This window comes from Pseudoxanthomonas suwonensis, from assembly GCF_000972865.1.
GTDB classification, from domain to species: Bacteria; Pseudomonadota; Gammaproteobacteria; order Xanthomonadales; family Xanthomonadaceae; genus Pseudoxanthomonas; species Pseudoxanthomonas suwonensis_B.
Genome location: NZ_CP011144.1, coordinates 46,306 through 68,534, shown reverse-complemented (window position 1 = coordinate 68,534; position 22,229 = coordinate 46,306). Strand labels below are relative to the sequence as shown.

The following is a 22,229-nucleotide window of genomic DNA, read 5'->3' as shown; positions in this document are numbered from 1 at the left end:
ACTCCACTGGGACACAGAAGACCCCGCCGGGGCCCGCGCGGGGCAGGGAACTGCATGGCAATCGACGACCTTCTGGACGAGCACGAGCAGGGCGAACGCGTCCGCTCGTGGTTGCGCAACAACGCACTGGGCATCCTCGGCGGACTGGCCCTGGGCATCCTCGCCATCTACGGCTGGCGCTGGTGGGGCAGCCACCAGGCGCAGCAGCAGCAGCAGGCGCATTCGGCCTACACCGAGGCGGTCAGGCAACTCGAGGAAGGCGCCGTGGACCAGGCCGGCGCGCTGCTGGCCGGGCAGGCGGGCACCTACGCCACCCTGGCTGCGCTGCGCGTGGCCAAGTCGCAGGTCGAGGCGGGCAAGGCCGAGGAGGCCATCGCCACGCTGCGCGGCATCCAGGCCGAGCCGACCCTGCAGCCGGTCGTCAACGAGCGGCTGGCGCAGCTGCTCAACGCCACCGGCAAGCCTGACGAGGCGCTGAAGGCGCTGGAAGGCCAGGGCGGCAGCGCCGCGCTGGAACTGCGCGGCGACGCGCTGTTCGCCTCCGGCAAGCGCGACGAAGCCCGTGACGCCTATGCCCAGGCGCTGACCGGCACCGACGTGGCCTCGCCCTCGCGCCGACGCGTCGAGCTCAAGCTGCAGGAAGCCGGTGGCCAGGTGCCCGAGCCGGCGGAGGCGATCTGACATGACCCGCATGCACATGCTCCGCCCGGCCGTCGCGGCCGGCCTGCTGGTGGTGGCGCTGTCGGGTTGCACCACCGTGAGGGGCTGGTTCGCCGGCAAGGACGCGGAGGCCAAGAAGGCCGCCGAGCCCGCCGAGCTGGTCGACTTCCAGGCCAGCGTGCGCCCGGCCAAGGCCTGGTCGGTCAACCTCGGCGACGGCGAGCGCAGGATCGGCGCCCGCCAGGGGCCGGCGGTGGCGGATGGCCGCGTGTATGCGGCGGCCGCCGAGAACCGCGTGGTCGCGCTCGACCTGCAGAGCGGCAGGCAGGTCTGGGAATTCAAGGCACCGAAGGACCAGGCACTGCGCCTGGCCGGCGGTCCCGGCGCGGGCGAGGGGCTGGTGGTGGTCGGCAGCCTCGGCGGCGACGTGATCGCACTGGACGCGGCCAACGGCGCCGAACGCTGGCGCGCCGCAGTGAGCAGCGAGATCATCACCGCGCCGCTGGTGGCGCAGGGCACCGTGTACGTGCGCAGCAACGACGGCCGCATCAGCGCCTTCGACGCCGCCACCGGCGAGCGCCGCTGGTTCACCGAGCATGAACTGCCGTCGCTGACCGTGCGCGGCAACGCCCCGCTGGCCTATGCCCCGGGCGTGCTGTTCTCCGGCAACGACGACGGCACCCTCAGCGCGCTGGCGCTGCAGGACGGCCGCGTGCTCTGGGAGCAGACCGTCGGCACCCCGGACGGCCGCAGCGAACTGGAACGCATGGCCGACGTCGACAGCGCACCGCTGATCGACGGCACGCTGCTGTTCGCCAGCAGCTTCAAGAACCGCACGATCGCCATCGACGGCCCCTCTGGCCGCCCGATGTGGCAGAGCGAGCACGGCGGCATTGGCGGCCTGGCCGCGGCGCCGTCGGGCCTGGTGCTGTCCAGCCCCGCCGGCACCGTCTACCTGCTGGACAAGTACAGCGGCGCGGCCCTGTGGTCGCAGCCGGTGCTGGCGCGGCGCTCGCTGACCGGACCGGCCGTGCACGGCAATTACGCAGTGGTCGGCGATTTCGACGGCTACCTGCACTGGCTGCGCCTGGAAGACGGCGAACAGGCCGGACGTGCGCGCGTCGGCCGCAAGGCGATCAAGGCACAGCCGGTCGCGGCCGACGGCCTGCTGCTGGTACAGACCGTCGACGGCGGGCTGACCGCCTTCCGGCTGGACTGACCGGACGGATGCGGGCAGGGATCGCGCCATGTTGCCGCTGGTTGCACTGGTCGGACGGCCGAATGTCGGCAAGTCCACCCTATTCAATGCGCTGACCCGCAGCCGCGACGCGCTGGTCCACGACCAGCCCGGCGTCACCCGCGACCGCCACTACGGCGTGTGCCGGCTCGACCCGGAGCGGCCGTTCCTGCTGGTCGACACCGGCGGCATCGCCGGCGAGGAGGAGGGCCTGGCCGGCGCCACCGCGCGCCAGGCGCGCGCCGCGGCCGGCGAGGCCGACCTGGTCCTGTTCGTGGTCGACGGCCGCGAGGGCGCATCGGCGCTGGACGACGAGATCCTGGCCTGGCTGCGCAAGCTGGCGCGGCCGACCCTGCTGGTGATCAACAAGATCGACGGCACCCACGAGGAAGCGGTGCGCGCCGAATTCGCCCGCTACGGCTTCGCCGACGTGCTGGCGGTGTCCGCCGCGCACCGGCAGGGCATGGACGACCTGCACGGCGAGATCCTCGAGCGGCTGCCGGAAGAGGGCAGCGCCGAGGAACTGGACAACGATCCGAACCGGCTGCGCGTGGCCTTCGTCGGCCGCCCCAACGTGGGCAAGTCGACCCTGGTCAACCGCCTGCTCGGCGAGGAGCGGATGATCGCCTCGGAAGTGCCGGGCACCACCCGCGACTCGATCGCCGCCGACCTGGAGCGCGATGGCCGCCTGTACCGGCTGATCGACACCGCCGGCATCCGCCGCAAGGGCAAGGTCGAGGAGGCGGTCGAGAAGTTCAGCGTGGTCAAGACCCTGCAGGCGATCGAGCGCTGCCAGGTCGCGGTGCTGATGCTCGACGCCACCGAGGGCGTCACCGACCAGGACGCCACCGTGCTCGGCGCGGTGCTCGACGCCGGCCGCGCGCTGGTGGTCGCGGTCAACAAGTGGGACGGGCTGACCACCTACCAGCGCGAGCAGGCCGAGGCGCTGCTGTCGCGCAAGCTGGCATTCGTGCCCTGGGCCGAGGCGGTGCGCATTTCCGCCAAGCACGGCTCGGGCCTGCGCGAGCTGTTCCGTGCGGTCCACCGCGCGCATGCCTCGGCGATCCGCAGCTTCAGCACCAGCGAGGTCAACAAGGCGCTGGAAATCGCCTACGAGACCAACCCGCCGCCGAGCATCCGCGGCCACGTCTCCAAGCTCAGGTACGTGCACCCGGGCGGCGAGAACCCGCCGACCTTCGTGGTCCACGGCACCCGCCTCAAGGACCTGCCGGACTCGTACAAGCGCTATCTTGAGAACTTCTTCCGCAAGCGCTTCAAGCTGGTCGGCACGCCGGTGCGGATGCTGTTCCGCGAAGGCACCAATCCCTACGAAGGCAAGAAGAACGAGCTGAGCGAGCGCCAGGTCGCGCGCAAGCGGCGGCTGATGCGCCACGTCAAGCGCGGCAAGTGAGCATGGCCGCCCAGGTGGCCGCCGACGCGCCGACTCCGGACCGGTTGACCCTGGGCCTGCTGGCCGGTGGCCGCGGCAGCCGGCTCGGCGGCGCCGACAAGGCCTGGCTCGAGCGCGACGGTGTGCCACAGGTGCTGCGCTTCGCCCGCCGCTTTCCGGGCGAGACCGGCCCGGTGCTGGTCAGCGCCAACCGCGACCTGCAGCGCTACGCGGACGCCGGGCTGGACACGGTTCCCGACCGGCTGGACGCGGGCAGCGGGCCGCTGGCCGGGATCGAGGCGCTGGCCGCGGCCTGCGCCACCGAGTGGCTGCTGACCCTGCCGGTGGACCTGTACGACGTGAACGACTGCCTGGTCCGCAGCCTGGCCAGCGGCGCGTCGGACACCGGCGCGGTCGCCGAGGACGACGACGGCCTGCAGCCGCTGGTGGCGCTGTACCGCCGCGATGCGTTGCGGCGCGAGTTGCCGGCGATGCTCGTGGCGGGCGATCTTGCGCCGCGCAGCCTGCGGCAGCGCCTGGGGCTGGGCCGCGTGCGCCTGCCGGGGGTACGCTTCGGCAACCTCAACACACCGCAGGACCTGGCCGCGGCGCGTATCCGCCTGCCGTAGCGCGCCAGGTCCGCACAGCGATTCCCGGATGAGCAGCGACGATTTCCCTACCCGCATCGCCCTGGACGAGGCGCTGCGCATCGTCCGCACCGTCGCCGCGACGCGGCGCGCCGAGCCCGAACGTGTCGCCACCGCACGCGCCGACGGCCGCGTGCTCGCGGCCGACGTGGTGGCGCCGGTGGCCTTGCCGGCCTTCGACAACAGCGCCATGGACGGATTCGCACTGCGCCACGCCGACCTGGCCGCGGACACCACGACCCCGCTGCGCCTGGCCGGCGAACAGTTCGCCGGCCGCGACCTGGCGTTGGTCCCGGGGCCGGGCGAGTGCGTGCGCATCACCACCGGCGCGCCGCTGCCGCAGGGTGCCGATACGGTGCTGATCAAGGAGAACGCGGTCGTCGACGGCGACCGGGTGCTGGCGCCGGCCGGCCTGGCGCACGGCGCCAACGTGCGCCGGCGCGCCGAGGACGTGGAGGTCGGCGACCGCGTGCTGCAGGCGGGGCAGGTGCTGACGCCGGCGCGGATCGGCCTGGCCGCGTCGCTGGGCATCGACCGCCTGCCGGTGGCGCCGCGGCCGACAGTGGCGGTGTTCGCCAGCGGCGACGAGCTGGTCGAGCCGGGCCTGCCGCTGCAGCCGGGCCAGGTCTACAACAGCAACCGCGACCAGCTGATGGCGCAGTTGCGCGCGCTCGGGCTGGAACCGGTGGCCTGGCCGACGCTGCCGGACGACCCGGCGCGGATCGGGGCGATGCTGGACGATGCGGTCGAGAGCTTCGACGTGGTACTGACCTGCGGCGGCGTGTCCGCCGGCGAGAAGGACCACCTGCCGCACTGGCTGCGCGCGCGCGGCCGGATCCATTTCTGGAAGGTGCGGATGCGGCCGGGCATGCCGCTGCTGTTCGGCGAGGCCGGGCGGGCACTGGTGCTGGGCCTGCCCGGCAACCCGGTCTCGGTGCTGGCCACCTTCACCGTGCTGGGGCGCGAACTGCTCGATACGCTGCAGGGGCGTGGCGAACCGCGCCCGCGCTGGCGCGCCCGGCTGGCCGCGCCCTGGCGCAAGCGGCACGAACGGCTGGAACTGCTGCGCGGCCAGCTGGCGCAGGGCGAAGACGCGGTGCTGCAGGTGCACCCGAATCCGGCCGACGGTTCGCACCGGCTGCGCGGCGCCGCCGGCAGCGACGCGCTGATCGTGCTGGAGGAGGGCGCGCGCGAATACGCGACCGGCGACCTGGTTGAGGTCCTTCCGCTGTTGTAGGAGCGGGCATGACCGCGACATGGGCGTCGGGGAAACTGAGGGCGTCGCCTGTGCCGACCGCGACATGGGCGTCGGGGAAACCGGGGGCGTCGCCCGTGCCGACGGCGTCGTGTCGCGGTCATGCCCGCTCCTACACAAAGACCGCGCGCGGGGCCGATAATCGACCCATGGCCATCTCCGAAATCACCCCGCGCCAGGCACGCGACCGCCAGCGCCAGGGCGCGCTGTTGGTCGACATCCGCGAGGCGCACGAGCGCGCCGGCGGCCAGGCCGAAGGCGCGCTGGGCATCGCCAAGGCTGAGCTCGAGGCCGACCACGGCCGCCACCTGCCGTCGCCGGACGCCGCGGTCCTGCTGATCTGCCAGTCCGGGCGGCGCTCGGCCGCCACCGCCGCCGTGCTGGAGGAGGCCGGCTACACCAACGTGCATTCGGTGGCCGGCGGTACCAGCGCCTGGATCGCTGAGTCCTTGCCGCTGGTGCGGCCGCAGCTGGACGCAGACGAGGCCGATTTCCTCGAGCGCTACTCGCGCCACCTGCGCCTGGCCGAGGTCGGCATCGAGGGCCAGCGCCGGCTGCAGCGCGCCCGCGTGCTGCTGGTCGGCGCCGGCGGGCTCGGCTCGCCGGCCGCGTTCTACCTGGCCGCGGCCGGCGTCGGCCACCTGCGCCTGGTCGACGACGACGTGGTCGACCGCAGCAACCTGCAGCGGCAGATCCTGCATGTCGAGGCCACGATCGGCGCGCCTAAGGTGGACTCGGCGCGCGAGCGGCTGGCCGCGCTCAACCCGCGCGTGCGGATCGAGGGCGTGCGCGAGCGGGTGACCTCGGCCAACGTCGAGGCGCTGCTGGACGGCGTGGACGTGGTGGTGGACGGCTCGGACAACTTCCCGCTGCGCTACCTGCTCAACGACGCCTGCGTGAAGCTGGGCAAGCCGCTGGTCTACGGCGCGGTGCAGCGCTTCGAGGGCCAGGCCAGCGTGTTCGACGCCGGCCGCCACCGCGGCCAATGCCCGTGCTACCGCTGCCTGTTCCCGGAGCCGCCGCCGCCACAGTTCGCGCCCAGCTGCGCCGAGGCCGGCGTGCTCGGCGTGCTGCCGGGCATCGTCGGCCTGCTCCAGGCCAACGAGGCGCTCAAGCTGCTGCTCGGCATTGGCCAGCCGCTGGCCGGGCGGCTGCTGCAGTTCGATGCGCTGGCGATGCGTTTCCGCGAGGTCCGCCTGGTGCCGGACCCGGAGTGCCCGGTGTGTGCGCCGGAGCGGCCATTCCCCGGCTACATCGACTACGCTCGGTTCTGCGGCTCGGACGGCTGAGGCCGGCCGAGCCGGCATGGCGCATCAGGCAAGGAGTGGCTGAGCATGGCGGTCGAGAGCGCAACCGGCAGCGAACTGGTCAAGGTGGTCGCGCTGCTCGGCGCGGCGGTGGTGATGGTGCCGCTGTTCCGGCGCCTGGGCCTGGGCTCGGTGCTCGGCTACCTGGCCGCGGGCCTGCTGATCGGCCCGTTCGGGCTGGGCTGGTTCTCCGACCCGCAGGCGATCCTGCACGTGGCCGAGCTGGGCGTGGTCATGTTCCTCTTCGTGATCGGGCTGGAGATGCGCCCGTCGCACCTGTGGAGCCTGCGCGGCGAGATCTTCGGCCTGGGCTCGCTGCAGATCGGCACCTGCATCGCGGTGCTGACCGGGGTGGCGCTGCTGTTCGGTCTGCCCGGCAAGATCGCCTTCATCGGTGCGGCCGGTTTCGTCCTGACCTCGACCGCCATCGTCATCCAGCTGCTGAGCGAACGCGGCGACATCGCGCTGCCGCGCGGGCAGAAGATCGTCTCGATCCTGCTGTTCGAGGACCTGCTGATCGTGCCGCTGCTGGCGCTGGTGGCGTTCATGTCACCGATGCCGGCCGAGCACGCCGGCTCGCGCTGGGCGGACATCGGGATCGCGATGGCCGCGCTGGCGGGCCTGGTGGCCGCCGGGATCTGGCTGCTCAACCCGCTGTTCCGCCTGCTGGCTGCGGCCAAGGCACGCGAGGTGATGACCGCGGCGGCACTGCTGGTGGTGCTGGGCGCGGCGCTGCTGATGGAGATCGGCGGACTGTCGATGGCGATGGGCGCGTTCCTGGCCGGCGTGCTGTTGTCCGAATCCACCTTCCGCCACCAGCTGGAGGCGGACATCGAGCCGTTCCGCGGCATCCTGCTGGGCCTGTTCTTCCTGGCCGTGGGCATGGCCCTGGACCTGCGCGTGGTCGCGGCCAACGCCGGGCTGATCCTGTCGCTGGTGGTGGCGATGATGGCGGCCAAGGCGGTGTGCATCTACGCGATCGCGCGGCTGCTGCGCAGTTCGCATGGCGAGGCGCTGGACCGCGCGGTGCTGATGGCGCAGGGTGGCGAGTTCGCCTTCGTGCTGTTCGCCGCTGCCTCGGCGGCCGGGGTGATCGACGCGCAGGCCGACGCCAACCTGACCGCGGTGGTGGTGCTGTCGATGGCGCTCACCCCGCTGGTGGTGCTGGCGGTCCGGCGGCTGCTGCCGGAGAAGCCGCAGCTTTCCATGGACGGCATCGAGCTGGCCGACGGGCTCGCCGGCAGCGTGCTGATCATCGGCTTCGGCCGCTTCGGCCAGGTGATGAGCCAGTCGCTGCTGGCGCGCGACGTGGACGTGACCATCATCGACACCGACATCGAGATGATCCGCAGCGCCGGCGAGTTCGGCTTCAAGGTGTACTACGGCGACGGCACCCGCCTGGACGTGCTGCACGCCTCGGGGGCGGGCAGCGCGCGCGCCATCGCCGTGTGCATCGACGACCGCGTCGCCGCCAACCGCATCGTCGAGCTGTGCCGGGCCGATTTTCCGCAGGCCAGGCTGCTGGTCCGCGCCTTCGACCGCGAGCACGCGCTGGAACTGGTGGCGCAGGGCGTGGACTACCAGGTGCGCGAGACCTTCGAGTCGGCGGTGCTGTTCGGCCGTGCGGCGCTGGAGGAGCTGGGAGTGGACCCTGACGAGGCCGGGCAGGTGTCGGAAGAGGTGCGGCGCCTTGACGCCGAGCGCTTCGTCCTGGAAGTGGCCGCCGGCGACGTGCGTGCGGGCCGGCCGCTGATCATCGGCAACACGCCACCGGCCACGCCGACGCCGTTCACCACGCCGCGGCGCGGGTCGCGGCGCCTGGACCCGACCGGCGAAGCCGAAAGCTAGGGAAGGCGGAATAGCTCTCTCCGTCGCCGAAAGAGGCTTCTAGCCTGCGCCGGAACGACGGGCAGAAAACCAGATGGCCCAGGCGTCCGCGGACGGCCAGCGTGCCGCCCGCTCAGCGCATGAAGCCGGCCAAGGCCTCGCCGTAGCGCGGATCCTCGGACAGGTCGTTGTGGCCGTGCTGCGGGAACTCGACGACCTGCGGCGGCACCGGCAGCGCCGCCAGCAGGCGGTCGGTGTTGCGCGCCGGCACCACCTCGTCGCGGCCGGCGCGCAGGAGCAGCAGCCGGCCGCGGTAGCCGCGCAGGTAGTCCGCGGACGGGTAGCGCTCGCTCGCCAGCAGGCGCACTGGTAGCCACGGGTAGTGGGCCTGGCCGACCTCGGCCAGGCCGTCGAACGGCGTGACCAGGGCCAGCCGCTCGACCGGACGCTGCGACGCGAGGTAGGCGGCCACACCACTGCCCAGGCTGCGCCCGACCACGGCGATGTCGCCGTCGGGATGGCGCCGCCGCACCTCGTCGTAGAGCGTCAGCGCATCGGCCAGGATCGCCTGCTCGCCGGGCTGGCCCTCGCTGGCGCCGTAGCCGCGGTAGCCGACCAGGTAGACCGTGCGGTCGCCGAACCACTGCGCGAACGGTCCGCGCCAGGCCTCGACCCGTTCGGCGTTGCCGCCGAAATAGAGCAGGGCGTCGCTGCGTCCCGGATTCACCCGCCAGCCGCGCAGCACGACTTCGCCGGAACGCAGCTCGAAATCGGTGGTTTCCGCGGCCACCCGGGTGAACTGCGGGTAGTAGACCAGATCGCGCTGGCGCAGGTACATCAGGGCGCTGAGGGCCGCGTAGCCCAGCAGCCCGAACAGCGCGGCCGCCAGCAGCATCCGCCCGCCGCGCAGCTCAGCCATGGCGCCGGCGCGCGGCCTCGAACGCGGCCAGCTGTTCGGGCGTGGCCTCCTGCTGGTGCAGCGCCTTCCATTCGGCGAATGGCATGCCGTAGACGGCCTCGCGCGCCTGCTCCCTGTCCATCGGCTGGCCGGCGTCCCCGGCTGCCTCGCGGTACCAGTCGGCCAGGCAGTTGCGGCAGAACCCGGCCAGGATCATCAGGTCGATGTTCTGCACGTCGGTGCGCTCCCGGTTGAGGTGGCGCAGCAGGCGGCGGAACGCGGCCGCTTGCAGTTGCACGGTGTCGACCATGGTTCGTCCCTACCTCACGGTTGCCGAATCGGGGACAATGTGCCGATTCCCGGCCCCGACCCGCAAGCACCGCCCTGATGACCGCCCGCATCCTCGATGGCCGCCGCGTCGCCGACGCCCTGCTCGACGAACTCAAGGTGCGGGTCGACGCGCGCGTGGCCGCCGGCCGGTCGCGGCCAGGGCTGGCGGTGGTGCTGGTCGGTTCCGATCCGGCCTCGGCCGTGTACGTGCGCAACAAGCGCCGCGCCGCCGAGAAGGTGGGGATCGAGGCCTTCGACTACGACCTGCCGGCCGGCACCTCTGAGGCGCAGATCCTGGCCCTGATCGACCGGCTCAACGCCGATCCGAAGATCCACGGCATCCTGGTCCAGCTGCCGCTGCCGGGCATCCCGGACGCCAGCGGCCTGATCCGCCGGATCGACCCGCGCAAGGACGTGGACGGCTTCCACCCCGAGAACGTCGGCCACCTGGCGCTGCGCCAGTTCGGCCTGCGCCCGTGCACTCCGCGCGGGATCATGACCCTGCTGGCGCATACCGACCGCCCGGTGCGCGGGCGCAACGCCACCATTGTCGGCGTGAGCAACCATGTCGGCCGGCCGATGGCGCTGGAACTGCTGATCGCCGGCTGCACCGTCACCAGCTGCCACAAGTTCACCCCGCGCGAGGTGCTGGAGGCGCGCGTGCGCGACGCCGACATCCTGGTGGTGGCGGTGGGCCGCCCGGGGATCGTGCCGGGCGAGTGGGTCAAGCCGGGCGCGGTGGTGATCGATGTGGGCATCAACCGGCTCGATGACGGCCGCCTGGTCGGCGATGTCGGCTACGAGGCCGCCGCGCAGCAGGCCAGCTGGATCACGCCGGTACCGGGCGGGGTCGGGCCGATGACCGTGGCCACGCTGATGCAGAACACCCTGGAAGCGGCCGCGGCGGCGCAGACCTTTACCTAGTCGCGCCTGCGCGACATGTGCGGGGCTTTGCGGAATTTTGGTTCTGTGGGAAGGCACCCCGGTTCTGGGGGGTGTGGCCACTGCCACCGCGGCCAGGGTGTCGGCTTGGCGCAAAGCCGCCGCCTGCAAGGCAGAAGCCTCTCTTCGGCCGGGGCCGCCGTCCTGCCGGGGCATGGCTTACCCCTCGGTCGGGCATCCTGCCCTCAACTCGGGGCCGTGGCCCATCCCTGTGCCACTTGCGCCATACCCCGGCAGGACGACGTCCTCGGGCGGCGTGGCGGTCGTGGCTTCTATTGCCTGGCGAAAAGACACCGCGATCTGACTGTTGGAGCTCAGCTTGCTGGCGACATGGGCGTCGGAACCACAAGGGCGTCGCCTGTGCCGACGGCGTCGCGTCGCGGGCAAGCCAGGCTCCTACAGAACGGCGCGGCAGAAAAATGACGGCTGTTGCCTGGGGACACCGGAACGGAGCTACGACCTCAAAGTTCCCGAAGACGTGGCGGTGCGGGTGTGTTGCGGCAGCGGCCATGGATGGCCGCGTCGGCGAGTCGGCACACGGATGTGCCGTCGAGCCGACCGCAACACACCCGCACTGCCGCGCTCAGCCCGAAGCCGACCACCCCAAGCGCTCTGGCCGTTGTGTTGTGTTGCCTTGCCCTTGCCTTGCCGTCGCCGCGGCGGTTTCCCATACGGCACAGGCACATCTCCCCGGCGCGGAATCGTTCCCTTCCGTCAACAAGGAAGCCGGCACTTGCACCGGCATCGCCGCCGCATCGCCCGGCCAGCGGGTGACCCGCCAGGCCGGATTCCCCGATCCATGCATCGCGGCGGCTTCACGACCGTCCCGGGATACTGCCAACCTTCTGCAGGCTAGTCGGGCGTGGACGGGGAGTGCGGCGTGTCCACGCCCGGACGAGGAGGATGTGGCCCATCGGCGCTTCCCGACGACCCTACCGGAGCCGGGCCCGGCTGTTGCCGGCGATGCTGCTGGCAATACTGCTGGCCGCCTGCCGCGGTCCGCAGTCGGCGCTGGACCCGGCGGGGCCCGCGGCCGAGGCCATCGCCGGTACCTGGTGGCTGATGTTCTGGGGCGCGTGCGCGGTCTGGCTGCTGGTGGTGGCGCTGGTGCTGGCCGGGATGCGCCGCGAGCGCGGGCTGTCGGCGGCCGGCGCGCGGCGGATGATCGTCGGCGGCGGCCTGGTCCTGCCGACCGTGCTGCTGGCCGCGCTGCTGGTGCACGGCACCCTGTCCAGCGACCGGATCACCGGGCGCAGCGCCGAGGTGGAGCACGTGGTCGCGGTGACCGCGCGGCAGTGGCAGTGGGAGTTCGTCCACCTCGACCGCGACGGCACGCCGCTGGCGGTGACGACCGACGTGCTGGCGATGCCGCTCGGGGCGATGGTCGAGTTCCGCATCGACAGCGCCGACGTGATCCACAGCTTCTGGATCCCGCGGCTGGGCGGCAAGATCGATGCGATCCCGGGGCGGACCAACGTGCTGCGCCTGCGCGCCGACCGGGCCGGCCCGATCCGCGGCCAGTGCGCCGAGTTCTGCGGCCTCGAGCACGCGATCATGGCGTTCGACGTGCGGGTGCTGGAAGCGGACGACTACGCGGCCTGGATGCGCACGCACGCCGTCGGCGTGGCCGCGGCGGAGGCCGCGCCATGACCGCGCCCGCCCGTCCCCTCGGCGCGGCCCAGGAACGGCGCCGTCGGCACCGGCTGGCGCGGGTGTGGAGCAACCGGCCGGGCTGGGTCGGGCAGCTGACCGCGGTCAACCACAGCACCGTGGCGATGCGCTTCATCGTCACCGGCTTCGCCTTCCTGCTGGTCGGTGGCGCGCTGTCGATGTTCATCCGCCTGCAGCTGGCCTGGTTCGGCAACGAGGTGCTGGACCCGCAGCGCTATGCCCAGTTCGTGACCCTGCACGGGACCACGATGATGTTCCTGTTCGCGGTGCCGATCATGGAAGGCTTCGCGATGTACCTGCTGCCGAAGATGCTCGGCGCGCGCGACCTGCCGTTCCCGCGGCTGAGCGCGTTCGGCTACTGGTGCTACCTGTTCGGCGGGTTGTTCCTGTACTCGAGCCTGCTGTTCGACGCCGCGCCCGACGGTGGCTGGTTCATGTACGTGCCGCTGACCGACGCCACCTTCTCGCCCGGACGCGGCGCCGACTTCTGGCTGATCGGGGTGACCTTCGCCGAGATCGCGGCGGTGACCGCTGCGGTGGAGCTGATCGTGGCGGTGCTGATCACCCGCGCGCCCGGCATGGACATCCGGCGCATGCCGCTGTTCGCCTGGGCGATACTGGTCACCGCGTTCATGATCGCGTTCGGCTTCCCGCCGCTGATCCTGGCCAGCGTCCTGCTGGAGATGCAGCGCGCGTTCGACTTCGTGTTCTTCGACGTGGCCCGCGGCGGTGACCCGTTGCTGTGGCAACACCTGTTCTGGCTGTTCGGGCACCCGGAGGTCTACATCATCTTCCTGCCCGCCGCCGGCGTGGTGTCGATGGTGATACCCACGTTCGCCCGGCGCCCGGTGGTCGGCTACCTGTGGATCGTGCTGGCGCTGGTGTCCACCGGCTTCCTCAGCTTCGGCCTGTGGGTGCACCACATGTTCGCGGTCGGCATTCCGCTGCTGGCGCTGGCGTTCTTCAGTGCGGCGAGCATGGCGGTGGCTATCCCGACCGGGATCCAGGTGTTCGCCTGGATCGCCACGCTGTGGTCGGGACGGCCGTGGCTGCGGCTGCCGATGCTGCACATCCTCGGCTTCTTCGTGGTGTTCGTGCTGGGCGGGCTGACCGGGGTAATGCTGGCGCTGGTGCCGTTCGACTGGCAGGCACACGACACCCACTTCGTGGTCGCGCACCTGCACTACGTGCTGATCGGCGGGCTGATGTTCCCGTTGTTCGCCGGGCTGTACTACTGGCTGCCGCTGGCCAGCGGGCGGATGCCCTCCGAGAGCCTGGGCCGCACCGCGTTCTGGCTGGTGTTCGTCGGCTTCAACCTGACCTTCCTGCCGATGCACCTGACCGGCCTGCTGGGCATGCCGCGGCGCGCGCATACCTATCCGCAGGGCCTGGGGGTGGAATGGCTCAACCTGCTGTCCACCGCTGCGGGTTTCGTGCTGGCCACCGGGATGATCGCGATCCTGCTCGATGCGGCGCTGAGCTTCCGCCACGGCCGCCGCAGCGGCCGCGATCCGTGGCATGCCGGGACGCTGGAGTGGGCGCTGCAGCACCCGGTACCGCCCTACAACTTCGCCTCGGTGCCGCAGGTCGACGACCGCTACCCGCTGTGGCGCGACCCGACGGTGGCCGAACGCAGCGCGCGCGCCGACGGCCTGCTCGGCGACGCCGCGCATGGACGCCGCGAGGTGCTGGGCACCGGCGTGCTGACCGCGGCCCCGGAGCAGGTGATCCGCGTCTCCGGCTCGACCTGGTGGCCGCTGCTGGCCGCGCTGGCGATCGCCGCGCTGCTGGCCTGCTTCATCGCCAAGTGGTACCTGGCCGCGGTGCTGCTGCTGGCGCCGCTGCTGGCCGCGCTGCTGGCCTGGGCCTGGACCACCGGCGACCGCACCGCGCCGGCGCAGCTGGAGGCGGCGCCGGGGGTGCTGCTGCCGTCGCAGTACGCCTGCCGCAACGCGCCGGGCTGGTGGGCGCTGGTGGCGACGCTACTGATCGACGGCTCGCTGTTCGCCTCGCTGGTATTCGCCTATTTCTACCTGTGGCTGGGCACCGAGGCGTGGCCGCCGGCGGGCATGGCGGCCGGCGCCGGGCCGGCGGCCTGGACGGCGCTGGCGCTGCTGGCGGCGTGCTGGGGTGCGGTTTCCTGGAGCGAACGCGCCCTGCACGGCGGCCGCGCCACGGCGGCCCAGGCGGGGTTGGGCGTGGCGGTGTTGCTGGGCGGCGGTTTCCTGTGGCTGCACTTGGCGGCGGTGGCCGGCGTGGCCGGTCCGCCCAGCGTCCACGCCTACGCTTCGGTGGTGTGGACGCTGGCGGGGTTCCATGCGGTGCACGTGGCGGTGGCCATGCTGCTGGCGCTGTATGCCGCCGCGGGCCTGCGCAAGGGCCATGTGGACGCCGCGCGTCCGCTGGAACTGCGGATCACGGCCGCGTTCTGGCGTTACGTCGTCGGCCAGGGCGCGATCGCCTGGGCGGTGATCCACCTGTTCCCGGAGGCGCTGTGATGGCCGGCTGGCTCGCGCCCTGGCGCCTGACAGGCATGGCGGCGCCGATGGCGGTATGGGCGCTGCATTTCGTGCTGGTGTACAGCGTGCAGGGACTGGCCTGCGCTGAAGGCTGGAACCAGCCGGGCGCGCGCTGGACGATGCTCGGATCGACCGTGCTGGCGTTGCTCGCGATCGCCTGGCTCGGCCTGCGCGCGCGGCGCGCGGCGGCGGCCGCGGACGCGCCGGACGCGGCGGTGCGCCGGCGCCGCTTCACCGCGTTGGCCACGGCGTTGCTGTCGCTGCTGGCGGCGGTGGCGGTGCTGTTCACCACCGTGCCGATCCTCCTGCTGTCGCCCTGTGCCTGAGGAGCGCGCATGCGCAAGAGCCTGAAGCAACCGGTTCCCGATACCCGCAGCCATACCGTGGCCAGCCGGGTGGCGATCGCCCAGCATCCGCTGCACCCGATCCTGGTGGTGTACCCGGTCGCCTGCCTGAGCCTGCTGCCGGTGACCGACCTGGCCTACCTGTGGCGCGGCGACGCGTTCTGGGGGCAGCTGTCGTTGTGGCTGAACCTGGTCGGCCTCGGCAGCGGGTTGCTCGCGGCGGTGGTCGGCGCCTGCGACATGTTCCTGATCCGGGTCGTGCGCCGCCACGTCTCGGCCTGGAGCCATTTCCTGTCCGGGGTGATGCTGCTGGCCGTTGCCGCGGCCGGACTGCGCCTGCGCCTGGCCGATCCGCTCGCGGCAGTGTGGCCGTGGGGCCTGCTGCTGTCGTCGCTGGGATTGCTGATGGTGACCGTCACCGGCTGGCTGGGCGGCGCGCTGACCTTCCGCTACGGCATCGGCGTATACGGCTACCAGGCCAAGGAAGAGGAGGGCGGCGAGGATTCGCCGCCGGCCGAATGACCGGGCGCGCGCCTCGGTCAGGGCAGGGCCGGCAGCGGGCCGATGCCGTCCGGCTTGGCCCCGGTCAGTGCCGCCAGCGCCAGCAGCAGGAACAGCGGCAACCAGCCCAGCACCCGGTAGAAGGTGGCGCCGTGGCGGTCGCGGCCGTGGCCGAGCTGGTACAGGTGCAGGCCCAGGTACAGGTGCATCAACACCGCCAGGGTCACGATCCCGAGCTTGGCCGCCAGCCAGACGCCGAACGGGACGTATGCGATCAGGACCATGCCCAGGGCGATGGCCGCGATCGCCGCCGGCGTGGCCAGGCGGAAGAACAGCAGGTTGGCGACCGGATTGAAGTAGGCCGGGTCGGCATCGGCCTCGTCCCGGTGGCGGGCCACGAACAGCCGCGGCAGGAAGAACAGGCCGGTGAACCACACCATCACCGCGGTGATGTGCAGCAGCTTGATCCAGAAGTACACGTCCGCTCCTTCCCGATGACCGGCGGCCGCCAGCGTATCCGCCCATCCGCTAAGCGCATGTGGGCGAGGGCGGCGGCGTTGCCCTGGCTGGCGCTGGCGGCGCCGCTGCTGGCCCACGACGCCGGCGGCGAGGCGCCGCCGACGCTGGCCCGGGCCTGGTCGCTTTCGCCGTGGCTGCTGTTGCCGCTGGCTGCGTTCCTGGGCCTGTACGCGGCCGGACTCGTGCGCCTTTGGCGCGCCAGCGGACCCGGGCGCGGCGTCTCGGTCATGGAGGCCAGCTGCTTCGCCGCCGGCGCGGTGGCCTTGCTGCTGGCGACGGTATGGCCGCTCGATGCGTACGGCGAGTGGTCGCTGGCCGCGCACATGGCCCAGCACATGCTGCTGCTGGCGCTGGTGCCGCCGCTGCTGCTGGCCGGGCGGCCGCTGGCGGCGATCGCCTGCGCGCTGCCGGCCGACTGGTCGCAGGCGCTGCACCGGCGCGCGCATCCGCTGCAGCTGCGCGCGGGTGCCGCACTGGCGGCTGCGACGCTGGTCCACGGTGCGGCGATGTGGCTCTGGCACCTGCCGTCCGCGCTGGACGCGGCGCTGCACAGCGAACCGCTGCACTGGGCGATGCACGCCAGCTTCCTGCTGGCCGGGCTGTGGTTCTGGTCGGCGCTGTGGCGGCGGATCCGCGATCCCCGTGCCGGCGCTGGCCCAGGCATGGTCGCCATCGTCGTGGTGATGATGCAGATGGGTTTCCTCGGGGCGCTGCTGACCTTCTCCCCGCGGGTGCTGTACCCGGTGTATGCCGAGCGTGCGCCGCAGTTCGGCCTGTCGCCGCTGGCCGACCAGCAGCTGGCCGGCGTGCTGATGTGGGTGCCCAGTTGCGTGCCGTACCTGCTGGGAGCGGTCTGGCTGATGTGGCGGGGATTCGCGCAGTTGGAACGGATGCGCGGCCCGGGGTGACGCCGGCACGATGCCGCCATGGCGGGAGCGATGGCCGCCGGACAGCATCGCCGGTCTAGTGCCTCGGGAATCGTTCGGCGAAGGCGACCGCGAATCATCCGGCGGTCGCCTTCAATGTCGGTACGTACCGACTAGGCCAGCGGGTTGGTGCGGTCCGGCTCCAGCGGTGCCGTCATCGGCTGCGGTTCGTGCCGGCGCCGGTGCCGGGTCATCCAGGCGAACAACAGGCCGGCCACGCCGCCGCCGACCGCCATCAGGAAGGTGCACATCGCGTCGCGGCTGGCGCCGACCAGCAGCGCCACTGGTGCCAGCCAGTTGACCAGCGGGATCGCCACCCACACCGCGAGCAGTCCTGCCAGTGCGAACCACAGCGCGCGGGCAAGCGGTGCGCTGCGCCGCGAAATCCAGCCGGCCGCCAGGAACGCGACCAGCAACGCCGGTGCGACCACGTAGCCGCCATAGGTCGGGGTGAAACCGCTGAACACGTCGCGTGCGGTGGTGCTCCAGCGCACGCCGGAAACATCGACACCGAGCGAGGCCAGGCCCTGCAGGTTGTACTGGGTTTGCACCACCGCGCCCCAGACCACCGCGAACAGCACCGCGACGAGGAAAGACAGCGCCAAGCGTCCGAAGTCATGGGTCTTCACGGCATGTTCTCCCGGATCGTGAGGAAATGCGGCACACGCGCATTGCATGATGCTGCAGCCATTTTTCCCATTATTCGCGTAGAGGTGCAGTGATGATCCGCAGCCTGAAGACGCATGGTTTGAAGCTGATGTGCGCCGCCGTTTGCGCGGCGGCCGCGGCGACGGCGCAGGCATCTACCCTGCAGGTGCAGACGCTGGCCGATGGTCTTGAGCATCCGTGGTCGGTCGCGTTCCTGCCCGACGGCAGGATCCTGGTCACCGAGCGCACGGGACGGCTGCGGGTGGTCCAGGACGGCCAGCTGCTCGCCGAACCGGTGGCGGGACTGCCCGAGATATTCGTGTCCGGCCAGGCCGGCCTGTTCGACGTGCTGCCGGCGCGCGACTTCGAGGACAGCGGCGTGCTGTACCTGTCGTTCGCGCATGGCGACAAGGACGCCAACCACACCCGCATCGTGCGTGCGCGGCTGGTCGACGGCGCGCTCGCCGAGGTCACCCCGGTGTTCACCACGCACCCGGCCAAGTCCGGCGACGTGCACGCCGGCGGGCGCCTGCTCAAGCTGCCCGACGGTACCCTGCTGCTCGGCCTGGGCGACGGCTTCTTCTTCCGCGAGGAGTCGCAGAAGCTGGACAGCCACATGGGCACGATCGTGCGCATCCATACCGACGGCCAGGTGCCGGCCGACAACCCCTTCGTCGGCCGCGACGGCGTCCTGCCGGAGATCTACAGCTACGGCCACCGCCACGTGCAGGGCCTGGTCCATGATCCGGCCTCCGGCCGCATCTACGCCCACGAGCACGGTCCGCGCGGCGGCGACGAGCTCAACCTGATCGAACCGGGGCGCAACTACGGCTGGCCGGTGATCACCTACGGCCGCGACTACAGCCGCGCCCTGATCAGTCCGTTCACCGAGCGCGACGGCATGGAGCAGCCGCTGCTGCAGTGGACGCCGTCGATCGCACCCGGCGGCCTGGCCCTGTACGACGGGGCACTGTTCCCCGAATGGCGCGGCGACCTGTTGGTGGCCGCGCTGGCCGAGAAGAGCCTGCGCCGGGTCAGCCTGGCCGGCGGCGCGCCGGGGCCGCAGGAGGTCTTGCTGCAGGACCTGGGCGAGCGCATGCGCGACGTCAAGATCGGTCCCGACGGAGCCCTGTACGTACTGACCGACGAGCCCGAGGGCCGGCTGCTGCGGTTGGTGCCCGGGGGGTGACATCCCCGGAGCGGCCGGCGTGGCCGCCCGGTAGGCGCAGACCCGATCCGGGACGCTGCGTACCGCCCCCACGGCGGCAGCGGAGGGCGGTTACGGTCTATAATGGCGCGCTTCCCCTACTCCGGGTATGCCGATGCTGCGCATCCAGGCCGAAGCGCTCACCTACGACGACGTCTCGCTCGTCCCCGCCCATTCCACCGTGCTGCCCAAAGACGTGTCCCTGGCCACGCGGTTCACCCGTGACCTGCGCATCAACCTGCCGATCGTGTCGGCGGCGATGGACACGGTCACCGAGGCCCGCCTGGCCGTGGCCATGGCGCAACTGGGCGGCATCGGCATCCTGCACAAGAACCTGACCGCCGAGCAGCAGGCGGCCGAGGTGGCCAGGGTCAAGAAGTTCGAGTCCGGGGTGATCCGCGATCCGATCACGGTCCGGCCCGACACCACCATCCGCGAAGTACTCGAGCTGACCCGCGCCCGCAACATCTCCGGCGTGCCGGTGGTCGATGATGCCGGCCAGCTCACCGGTATCGTGACCCGCCGCGACATGCGCTTCGAGACCGAGCTGGACGACCCGGTCCGCCACATCATGACCAAGAAAGACCGGCTGGTCACGGTGGGCGAGGATGCCAGCGACGAGGAAGTGCTCAAGCTGCTGCATCGGCACCGCATCGAGAAGGTGCTGGTGGTCAACGGCGACTACGCCCTGCGCGGCCTGATCACGGTCAAGGACATCCAGAAGAAGACCGACAACCCCAACGCCGCCAAGGACAGCGCCTCGCGGCTGCTGGTCGGCGCGGCGGTCGGGGTGGGCGGCGACACCGAGCAGCGGGTCGAGGCGCTGGTGGCCGCCGGCGTGGACGTGGTCGTGGTCGACACCGCGCACGGCCACTCGCAGGCGGTGGTCGACCGCGTGGCCTGGGTCAAGAAGAACTTCCCGCAGGTGCAGGTGATCGGCGGCAACATCGTCACCGGCGAGGCCGCGCTGGCGCTGTACGACGCCGGCGCCGACGCGGTCAAGGTCGGCGTGGGCCCGGGTTCGATCTGCACCACGCGCGTGGTCGCCGGCGTGGGCGTGCCGCAGATCACCGCCATCGACCTGGTCGCCGAGGCGCTGCAGGACCGCATCCCGCTGATCGCCGACGGCGGCATCCGCTACTCGGGCGACATCGGCAAGGCGATCGCGGCGGGCGCGTCCACGGTGATGATCGGCGGCCTGTTCGCCGGTACCGAGGAATCGCCCGGCGAGATCGAACTGTTCCAGGGCCGCAGCTACAAGAGCTATCGCGGCATGGGCTCGCTGGGTGCGATGGAGAAGGGGTCCAAGGACCGCTATTTCCAGGACGCCTCCGACGCCGACAAGCTGGTGCCGGAAGGCATCGAGGGCCGGGTCCCGGTTCGCGGCCCGCTCTCGGGGGTGATCCACCAGCTCGTCGGCGGCCTGCGCGCCACCATGGGCTACGTCGGGTGCGCGAGCATCGAAGAGATGCGCAGCAAGCCCAAGTTCGTGGTGATCACCGGCGCCGGCCAGCGCGAGAGCCACGTCCACGACGTGCAGATCACCAAGGAACCGCCGAACTACCGGATGGGCTGAGGCAGGCCGCTTGCGCGGCACTGCCGCGCGGCCTGCCGAACGCCCGGCCATGGGCGAAGACGGGGTGTTTGCGAGGCATTGCCTCGCACCCCGGCAGAGCGCCCGGCGCGCTGCGCCGGGCCGGATGCGCCCCATCAGCCGCAACGCCGTTGCATTCGAGCCATCAATTAGCGACATCCCTTCGCATCAGACACCGCCGATGACCGACATCCACAGCGACAAGATCCTCATCCTCGACTTCGGCGCGCAGTACACCCAGCTGATCGCCCGCCGCATCCGCGAGCTCGGCGTCTACTGCGAGATCTGGGCCTGGGACCACGACCCAGCCGAAATCGCCGCGTTCGCGCCGAAGGGCATCATCCTTTCCGGCGGCCCCGAATCCACCACCGAGGAAGGCTCGCCGCGCGCGCCACAGCAGGTGTTCGACTCGGGCCTGCCGCTGCTGGGCATCTGCTACGGCATGCAGACCATGGCCGTGCAGCTGGGCGGCGCCACCGAGGCGGCCGACCAGCGCGAGTTCGGCCATGCCGAGGTCTCGCTGGTGGCGGCCGACCGCCTGTTCGAGGGGCTGAAGGACCATCCGGGCTCGCCGCCGCGGCTGGACGTGTGGATGAGCCACGGCGACCACGTCGCGGTCGCCCCGCCGGGCTTCACCACCACCGCCAGGACCGACCGCATCCCGGTCGCGGCCTTCGCCGACGACGCCCGCCGCTGGTACGGCGTGCAGTTCCATCCCGAAGTCACCCACACCAAGCAGGGCCAGGCGCTGCTGCGCCGCTTCGTGGTCGACATCTGCGGCTGCCGGACCCTGTGGACCGCGGCCAACATCATCGAAGACCAGGTCGCGCGCGTGCGCGACCTGGTCGGCACCGACGAAGTCGTCCTCGGCCTGTCCGGCGGCGTCGATTCCTCGGTGGTGGCCGCGTTGCTGCACCAGGCCATCGGCGACCAGCTGACCTGCGTGTTCGTCGACACCGGCCTGCTGCGCTGGCAGGAAGGCGACCAGGTCATGGCCACCTTCGCTGGCGCGTCCGACACTCATGGCCTGGGCATCAAGGTGATCCGGGTCGATGCCCGCGAGCGCTACTTCAAGGCGCTGGAAGGCATCGCCGACCCGGAGGCCAAGCGCAAGGTCATCGGCAACCTGTTCGTGGAGATCTTCGAGGAAGAGTCGGGCAAGCTGAAGAACGCCAAGTGGCTGGCCCAAGGCACGATCTACCCGGACGTGATCGAGTCGGCCGGCAGCAAGACCGGCAAGGCCCACGTCATCAAGAGCCACCACAACGTTGGCGGCCTGCCCGAGCACATGAAGCTGGGACTGGTCGAGCCGCTGCGCGAGCTGTTCAAGGACGAGGTGCGCCGGTTGGGCGTGGAACTGGGCCTGCCGCGCGAGATGGTCTACCGCCACCCGTTCCCGGGCCCGGGCCTGGGCGTGCGCATCCTCGGCGAGGTCAAGCCCGAGTACGCCGAACTGCTGGCCAGGGCCGACGCGATCTTCATCGATGAACTGCGCAAGGCCGACCTGTACGACAAGACCAGCCAGGCCTTCGCCGTATTCCTGCCGGTCAAGTCGGTCGGCGTGGTCGGCGACGCCCGCGCCTACGAGTGGGTGATTGCCTTGAGGGCGGTCGAAACCATCGACTTCATGACCGCGCACTGGGCGCACCTGCCGTACGAGTTCCTCGGCCGGGTGTCCAATCGCATCATCAACGAGCTGCGCGGCGTCTCGCGCGTGGTCTACGACATCAGCGGCAAGCCGCCGGCGACGATCGAGTGGGAATGAGCCCGGCGCCACGGCCGTTCGGACCGGTGACCACCGACTGAA

At 71.5% G+C, this 22,229-nt stretch carries 20 protein-coding genes; 16 read left to right on the top strand and 4 right to left on the bottom strand.

What is annotated here, in order from left to right:
• Positions 1 to 54: 54 nt before the first annotated feature.
• The 7 genes from WQ53_RS00270 to WQ53_RS00240 all read left to right on the top strand — a co-directional run bounded on the left by WQ53_RS00270 (position 55) and on the right by WQ53_RS00240 (position 8,344).
• The gene (locus WQ53_RS00270) at positions 55 to 681 is read left to right on the top strand and encodes a YfgM family protein (RefSeq protein WP_052629479.1); all 627 of its coding nucleotides are present in this window, start codon (positions 55 to 57) and stop codon (positions 679 to 681) included.
• Between the two features lies 1 nt (position 682).
• On the top strand, positions 683 to 1,879 hold the full coding sequence (bamB, locus tag WQ53_RS00265; protein WP_052629478.1) for an outer membrane protein assembly factor BamB: 1,197 nt from the start codon (positions 683 to 685) through the stop codon (positions 1,877 to 1,879).
• A 28-nt stretch (positions 1,880 to 1,907) separates the two neighbouring features.
• The gene (der, locus tag WQ53_RS00260) at positions 1,908 to 3,308 is read left to right on the top strand and encodes a ribosome biogenesis GTPase Der (protein ID WP_052629477.1); all 1,401 of its coding nucleotides are present in this window, start codon (positions 1,908 to 1,910) and stop codon (positions 3,306 to 3,308) included.
• Between the two features lie 2 nt (positions 3,309 to 3,310).
• Positions 3,311 to 3,916: a molybdenum cofactor guanylyltransferase gene (gene mobA, locus WQ53_RS00255; RefSeq protein ID WP_052629476.1), complete on the top strand. Its 606-nt coding sequence runs from the start codon at positions 3,311 to 3,313 to the stop codon at positions 3,914 to 3,916.
• 28 nt (positions 3,917 to 3,944) lie between these two features.
• Positions 3,945 to 5,171, top strand: coding sequence for a molybdopterin molybdotransferase MoeA (locus WQ53_RS00250; protein ID WP_052629475.1), 1,227 nt, complete (start codon positions 3,945 to 3,947; stop codon positions 5,169 to 5,171).
• Positions 5,172 to 5,338: 167 nt separating this feature from the next.
• Positions 5,339 to 6,478 carry a molybdopterin-synthase adenylyltransferase MoeB gene (gene moeB / locus WQ53_RS00245; RefSeq protein ID WP_052629474.1) on the top strand — a complete coding sequence of 380 codons (1,140 nt, stop codon included), beginning with the start codon at positions 5,339 to 5,341 and terminating at the stop codon, positions 6,476 to 6,478.
• A 45-nt stretch (positions 6,479 to 6,523) separates the two neighbouring features.
• Complete coding sequence (locus tag WQ53_RS00240; RefSeq protein ID WP_052629473.1) at positions 6,524 to 8,344, top strand: monovalent cation:proton antiporter-2 (CPA2) family protein; 1,821 nt, start codon at positions 6,524 to 6,526, stop codon at positions 8,342 to 8,344.
• Positions 8,345 to 8,456: 112 nt separating this feature from the next.
• Here WQ53_RS00240 and WQ53_RS00235 read toward each other — a convergent pair whose 3' ends face one another.
• Positions 8,457 to 9,242, bottom strand: a complete 786-nt coding sequence (locus WQ53_RS00235; RefSeq protein WP_236685875.1) for an alpha/beta hydrolase — start codon at positions 9,240 to 9,242, stop codon at positions 8,457 to 8,459.
• Entirely contained in the window at positions 9,235 to 9,531 is a 297-nt protein-coding gene (locus WQ53_RS00230) for a DUF1244 domain-containing protein (RefSeq protein WP_052629472.1), read from the bottom strand. The genes WQ53_RS00235 and WQ53_RS00230 overlap by 8 nt, the downstream gene beginning before the upstream one ends.
• Positions 9,532 to 9,608: 77 nt before the next feature.
• Between WQ53_RS00230 and folD the strand changes: the two genes are divergently transcribed.
• From folD to WQ53_RS00205, 5 genes are all read left to right on the top strand, one after another.
• On the top strand, positions 9,609 to 10,475 hold the full coding sequence (folD, locus tag WQ53_RS00225) for a bifunctional methylenetetrahydrofolate dehydrogenase/methenyltetrahydrofolate cyclohydrolase FolD (protein ID WP_052629471.1): 867 nt from the start codon (positions 9,609 to 9,611) through the stop codon (positions 10,473 to 10,475).
• Between the two features lie 981 nt (positions 10,476 to 11,456).
• Complete coding sequence (locus WQ53_RS00220) at positions 11,457 to 12,143, top strand: cytochrome c oxidase subunit II (RefSeq protein ID WP_236685874.1); 687 nt, start codon at positions 11,457 to 11,459, stop codon at positions 12,141 to 12,143.
• Complete coding sequence (gene ctaD / locus WQ53_RS00215) at positions 12,140 to 14,662, top strand: cytochrome c oxidase subunit I (protein WP_052629469.1); 2,523 nt, start codon at positions 12,140 to 12,142, stop codon at positions 14,660 to 14,662. The genes WQ53_RS00220 and ctaD overlap by 4 nt, the downstream gene beginning before the upstream one ends.
• Complete coding sequence (locus tag WQ53_RS00210; RefSeq protein ID WP_052629468.1) at positions 14,662 to 15,009, top strand: hypothetical protein; 348 nt, start codon at positions 14,662 to 14,664, stop codon at positions 15,007 to 15,009. The genes ctaD and WQ53_RS00210 overlap by 1 nt, the downstream gene beginning before the upstream one ends.
• 9 nt (positions 15,010 to 15,018) lie before the next feature.
• Positions 15,019 to 15,549, top strand: a complete 531-nt coding sequence (locus tag WQ53_RS00205) for a DUF2231 domain-containing protein (protein ID WP_052629467.1) — start codon at positions 15,019 to 15,021, stop codon at positions 15,547 to 15,549.
• Positions 15,550 to 15,566: 17 nt separating this feature from the next.
• Here WQ53_RS00205 and WQ53_RS00200 read toward each other — a convergent pair whose 3' ends face one another.
• The gene (locus WQ53_RS00200; RefSeq protein ID WP_236685873.1) at positions 15,567 to 16,007 is read right to left on the bottom strand and encodes a CopD family protein; all 441 of its coding nucleotides are present in this window, start codon (positions 16,005 to 16,007) and stop codon (positions 15,567 to 15,569) included.
• A 57-nt stretch (positions 16,008 to 16,064) separates the two neighbouring features.
• Here WQ53_RS00200 and WQ53_RS00195 point away from each other — a divergent pair, with 57 nt between their 5' ends.
• Complete coding sequence (locus tag WQ53_RS00195) at positions 16,065 to 16,955, top strand: cytochrome c oxidase assembly protein (protein ID WP_052629466.1); 891 nt, start codon at positions 16,065 to 16,067, stop codon at positions 16,953 to 16,955.
• A gap of 131 nt (positions 16,956 to 17,086) precedes the next feature.
• Here WQ53_RS00195 and WQ53_RS00190 read toward each other — a convergent pair whose 3' ends face one another.
• Complete coding sequence (locus WQ53_RS00190) at positions 17,087 to 17,602, bottom strand: hypothetical protein (RefSeq protein ID WP_052629464.1); 516 nt, start codon at positions 17,600 to 17,602, stop codon at positions 17,087 to 17,089.
• A 92-nt stretch (positions 17,603 to 17,694) separates the two neighbouring features.
• Here WQ53_RS00190 and WQ53_RS00185 point away from each other — a divergent pair, with 92 nt between their 5' ends.
• The 3 genes from WQ53_RS00185 (at position 17,695) to guaA (ending at position 22,187) form a co-directional block, all read left to right on the top strand.
• Complete coding sequence (locus tag WQ53_RS00185) at positions 17,695 to 18,810, top strand: PQQ-dependent sugar dehydrogenase (protein ID WP_052629462.1); 1,116 nt, start codon at positions 17,695 to 17,697, stop codon at positions 18,808 to 18,810.
• A gap of 133 nt (positions 18,811 to 18,943) precedes the next feature.
• Complete coding sequence (guaB, locus tag WQ53_RS00180) at positions 18,944 to 20,404, top strand: IMP dehydrogenase (RefSeq protein ID WP_052633784.1); 1,461 nt, start codon at positions 18,944 to 18,946, stop codon at positions 20,402 to 20,404.
• Between the two features lie 199 nt (positions 20,405 to 20,603).
• On the top strand, positions 20,604 to 22,187 hold the full coding sequence (guaA, locus tag WQ53_RS00175; RefSeq protein ID WP_052629460.1) for a glutamine-hydrolyzing GMP synthase: 1,584 nt from the start codon (positions 20,604 to 20,606) through the stop codon (positions 22,185 to 22,187).
• Positions 22,188 to 22,229: the final 42 nt, after the last annotated feature.

Coding starts and splice junctions, on each gene's coding strand:
- WQ53_RS00220 (WP_236685874.1), top strand. CDS start 11,457: ATGCTGCTGGCAATACTGCTGGCCGCCTGCCGCGGTCCGCAGTCGGCG.
- der (WP_052629477.1), top strand. CDS start 1,908: ATGTTGCCGCTGGTTGCACTGGTCGGACGGCCGAATGTCGGCAAGTCC.
- WQ53_RS00185 (WP_052629462.1), top strand. CDS start 17,695: ATGATCCGCAGCCTGAAGACGCATGGTTTGAAGCTGATGTGCGCCGCC.
- WQ53_RS00195 (WP_052629466.1), top strand. CDS start 16,065: ATGTGGGCGAGGGCGGCGGCGTTGCCCTGGCTGGCGCTGGCGGCGCCG.
- WQ53_RS00240 (WP_052629473.1), top strand. CDS start 6,524: ATGGCGGTCGAGAGCGCAACCGGCAGCGAACTGGTCAAGGTGGTCGCG.
- WQ53_RS00270 (WP_052629479.1), top strand. CDS start 55: ATGGCAATCGACGACCTTCTGGACGAGCACGAGCAGGGCGAACGCGTC.
- WQ53_RS00250 (WP_052629475.1), top strand. CDS start 3,945: ATGAGCAGCGACGATTTCCCTACCCGCATCGCCCTGGACGAGGCGCTG.
- mobA (WP_052629476.1), top strand. CDS start 3,311: ATGGCCGCCCAGGTGGCCGCCGACGCGCCGACTCCGGACCGGTTGACC.
- WQ53_RS00235 (WP_236685875.1), bottom strand. CDS start 9,242: ATGGCTGAGCTGCGCGGCGGGCGGATGCTGCTGGCGGCCGCGCTGTTC.
- moeB (WP_052629474.1), top strand. CDS start 5,339: ATGGCCATCTCCGAAATCACCCCGCGCCAGGCACGCGACCGCCAGCGC.
- WQ53_RS00230 (WP_052629472.1), bottom strand. CDS start 9,531: ATGGTCGACACCGTGCAACTGCAAGCGGCCGCGTTCCGCCGCCTGCTG.
- guaA (WP_052629460.1), top strand. CDS start 20,604: ATGACCGACATCCACAGCGACAAGATCCTCATCCTCGACTTCGGCGCG.
- WQ53_RS00205 (WP_052629467.1), top strand. CDS start 15,019: ATGCGCAAGAGCCTGAAGCAACCGGTTCCCGATACCCGCAGCCATACC.
- guaB (WP_052633784.1), top strand. CDS start 18,944: ATGCTGCGCATCCAGGCCGAAGCGCTCACCTACGACGACGTCTCGCTC.
- folD (WP_052629471.1), top strand. CDS start 9,609: ATGACCGCCCGCATCCTCGATGGCCGCCGCGTCGCCGACGCCCTGCTC.
- WQ53_RS00210 (WP_052629468.1), top strand. CDS start 14,662: ATGGCCGGCTGGCTCGCGCCCTGGCGCCTGACAGGCATGGCGGCGCCG.
- ctaD (WP_052629469.1), top strand. CDS start 12,140: ATGACCGCGCCCGCCCGTCCCCTCGGCGCGGCCCAGGAACGGCGCCGT.
- bamB (WP_052629478.1), top strand. CDS start 683: ATGACCCGCATGCACATGCTCCGCCCGGCCGTCGCGGCCGGCCTGCTG.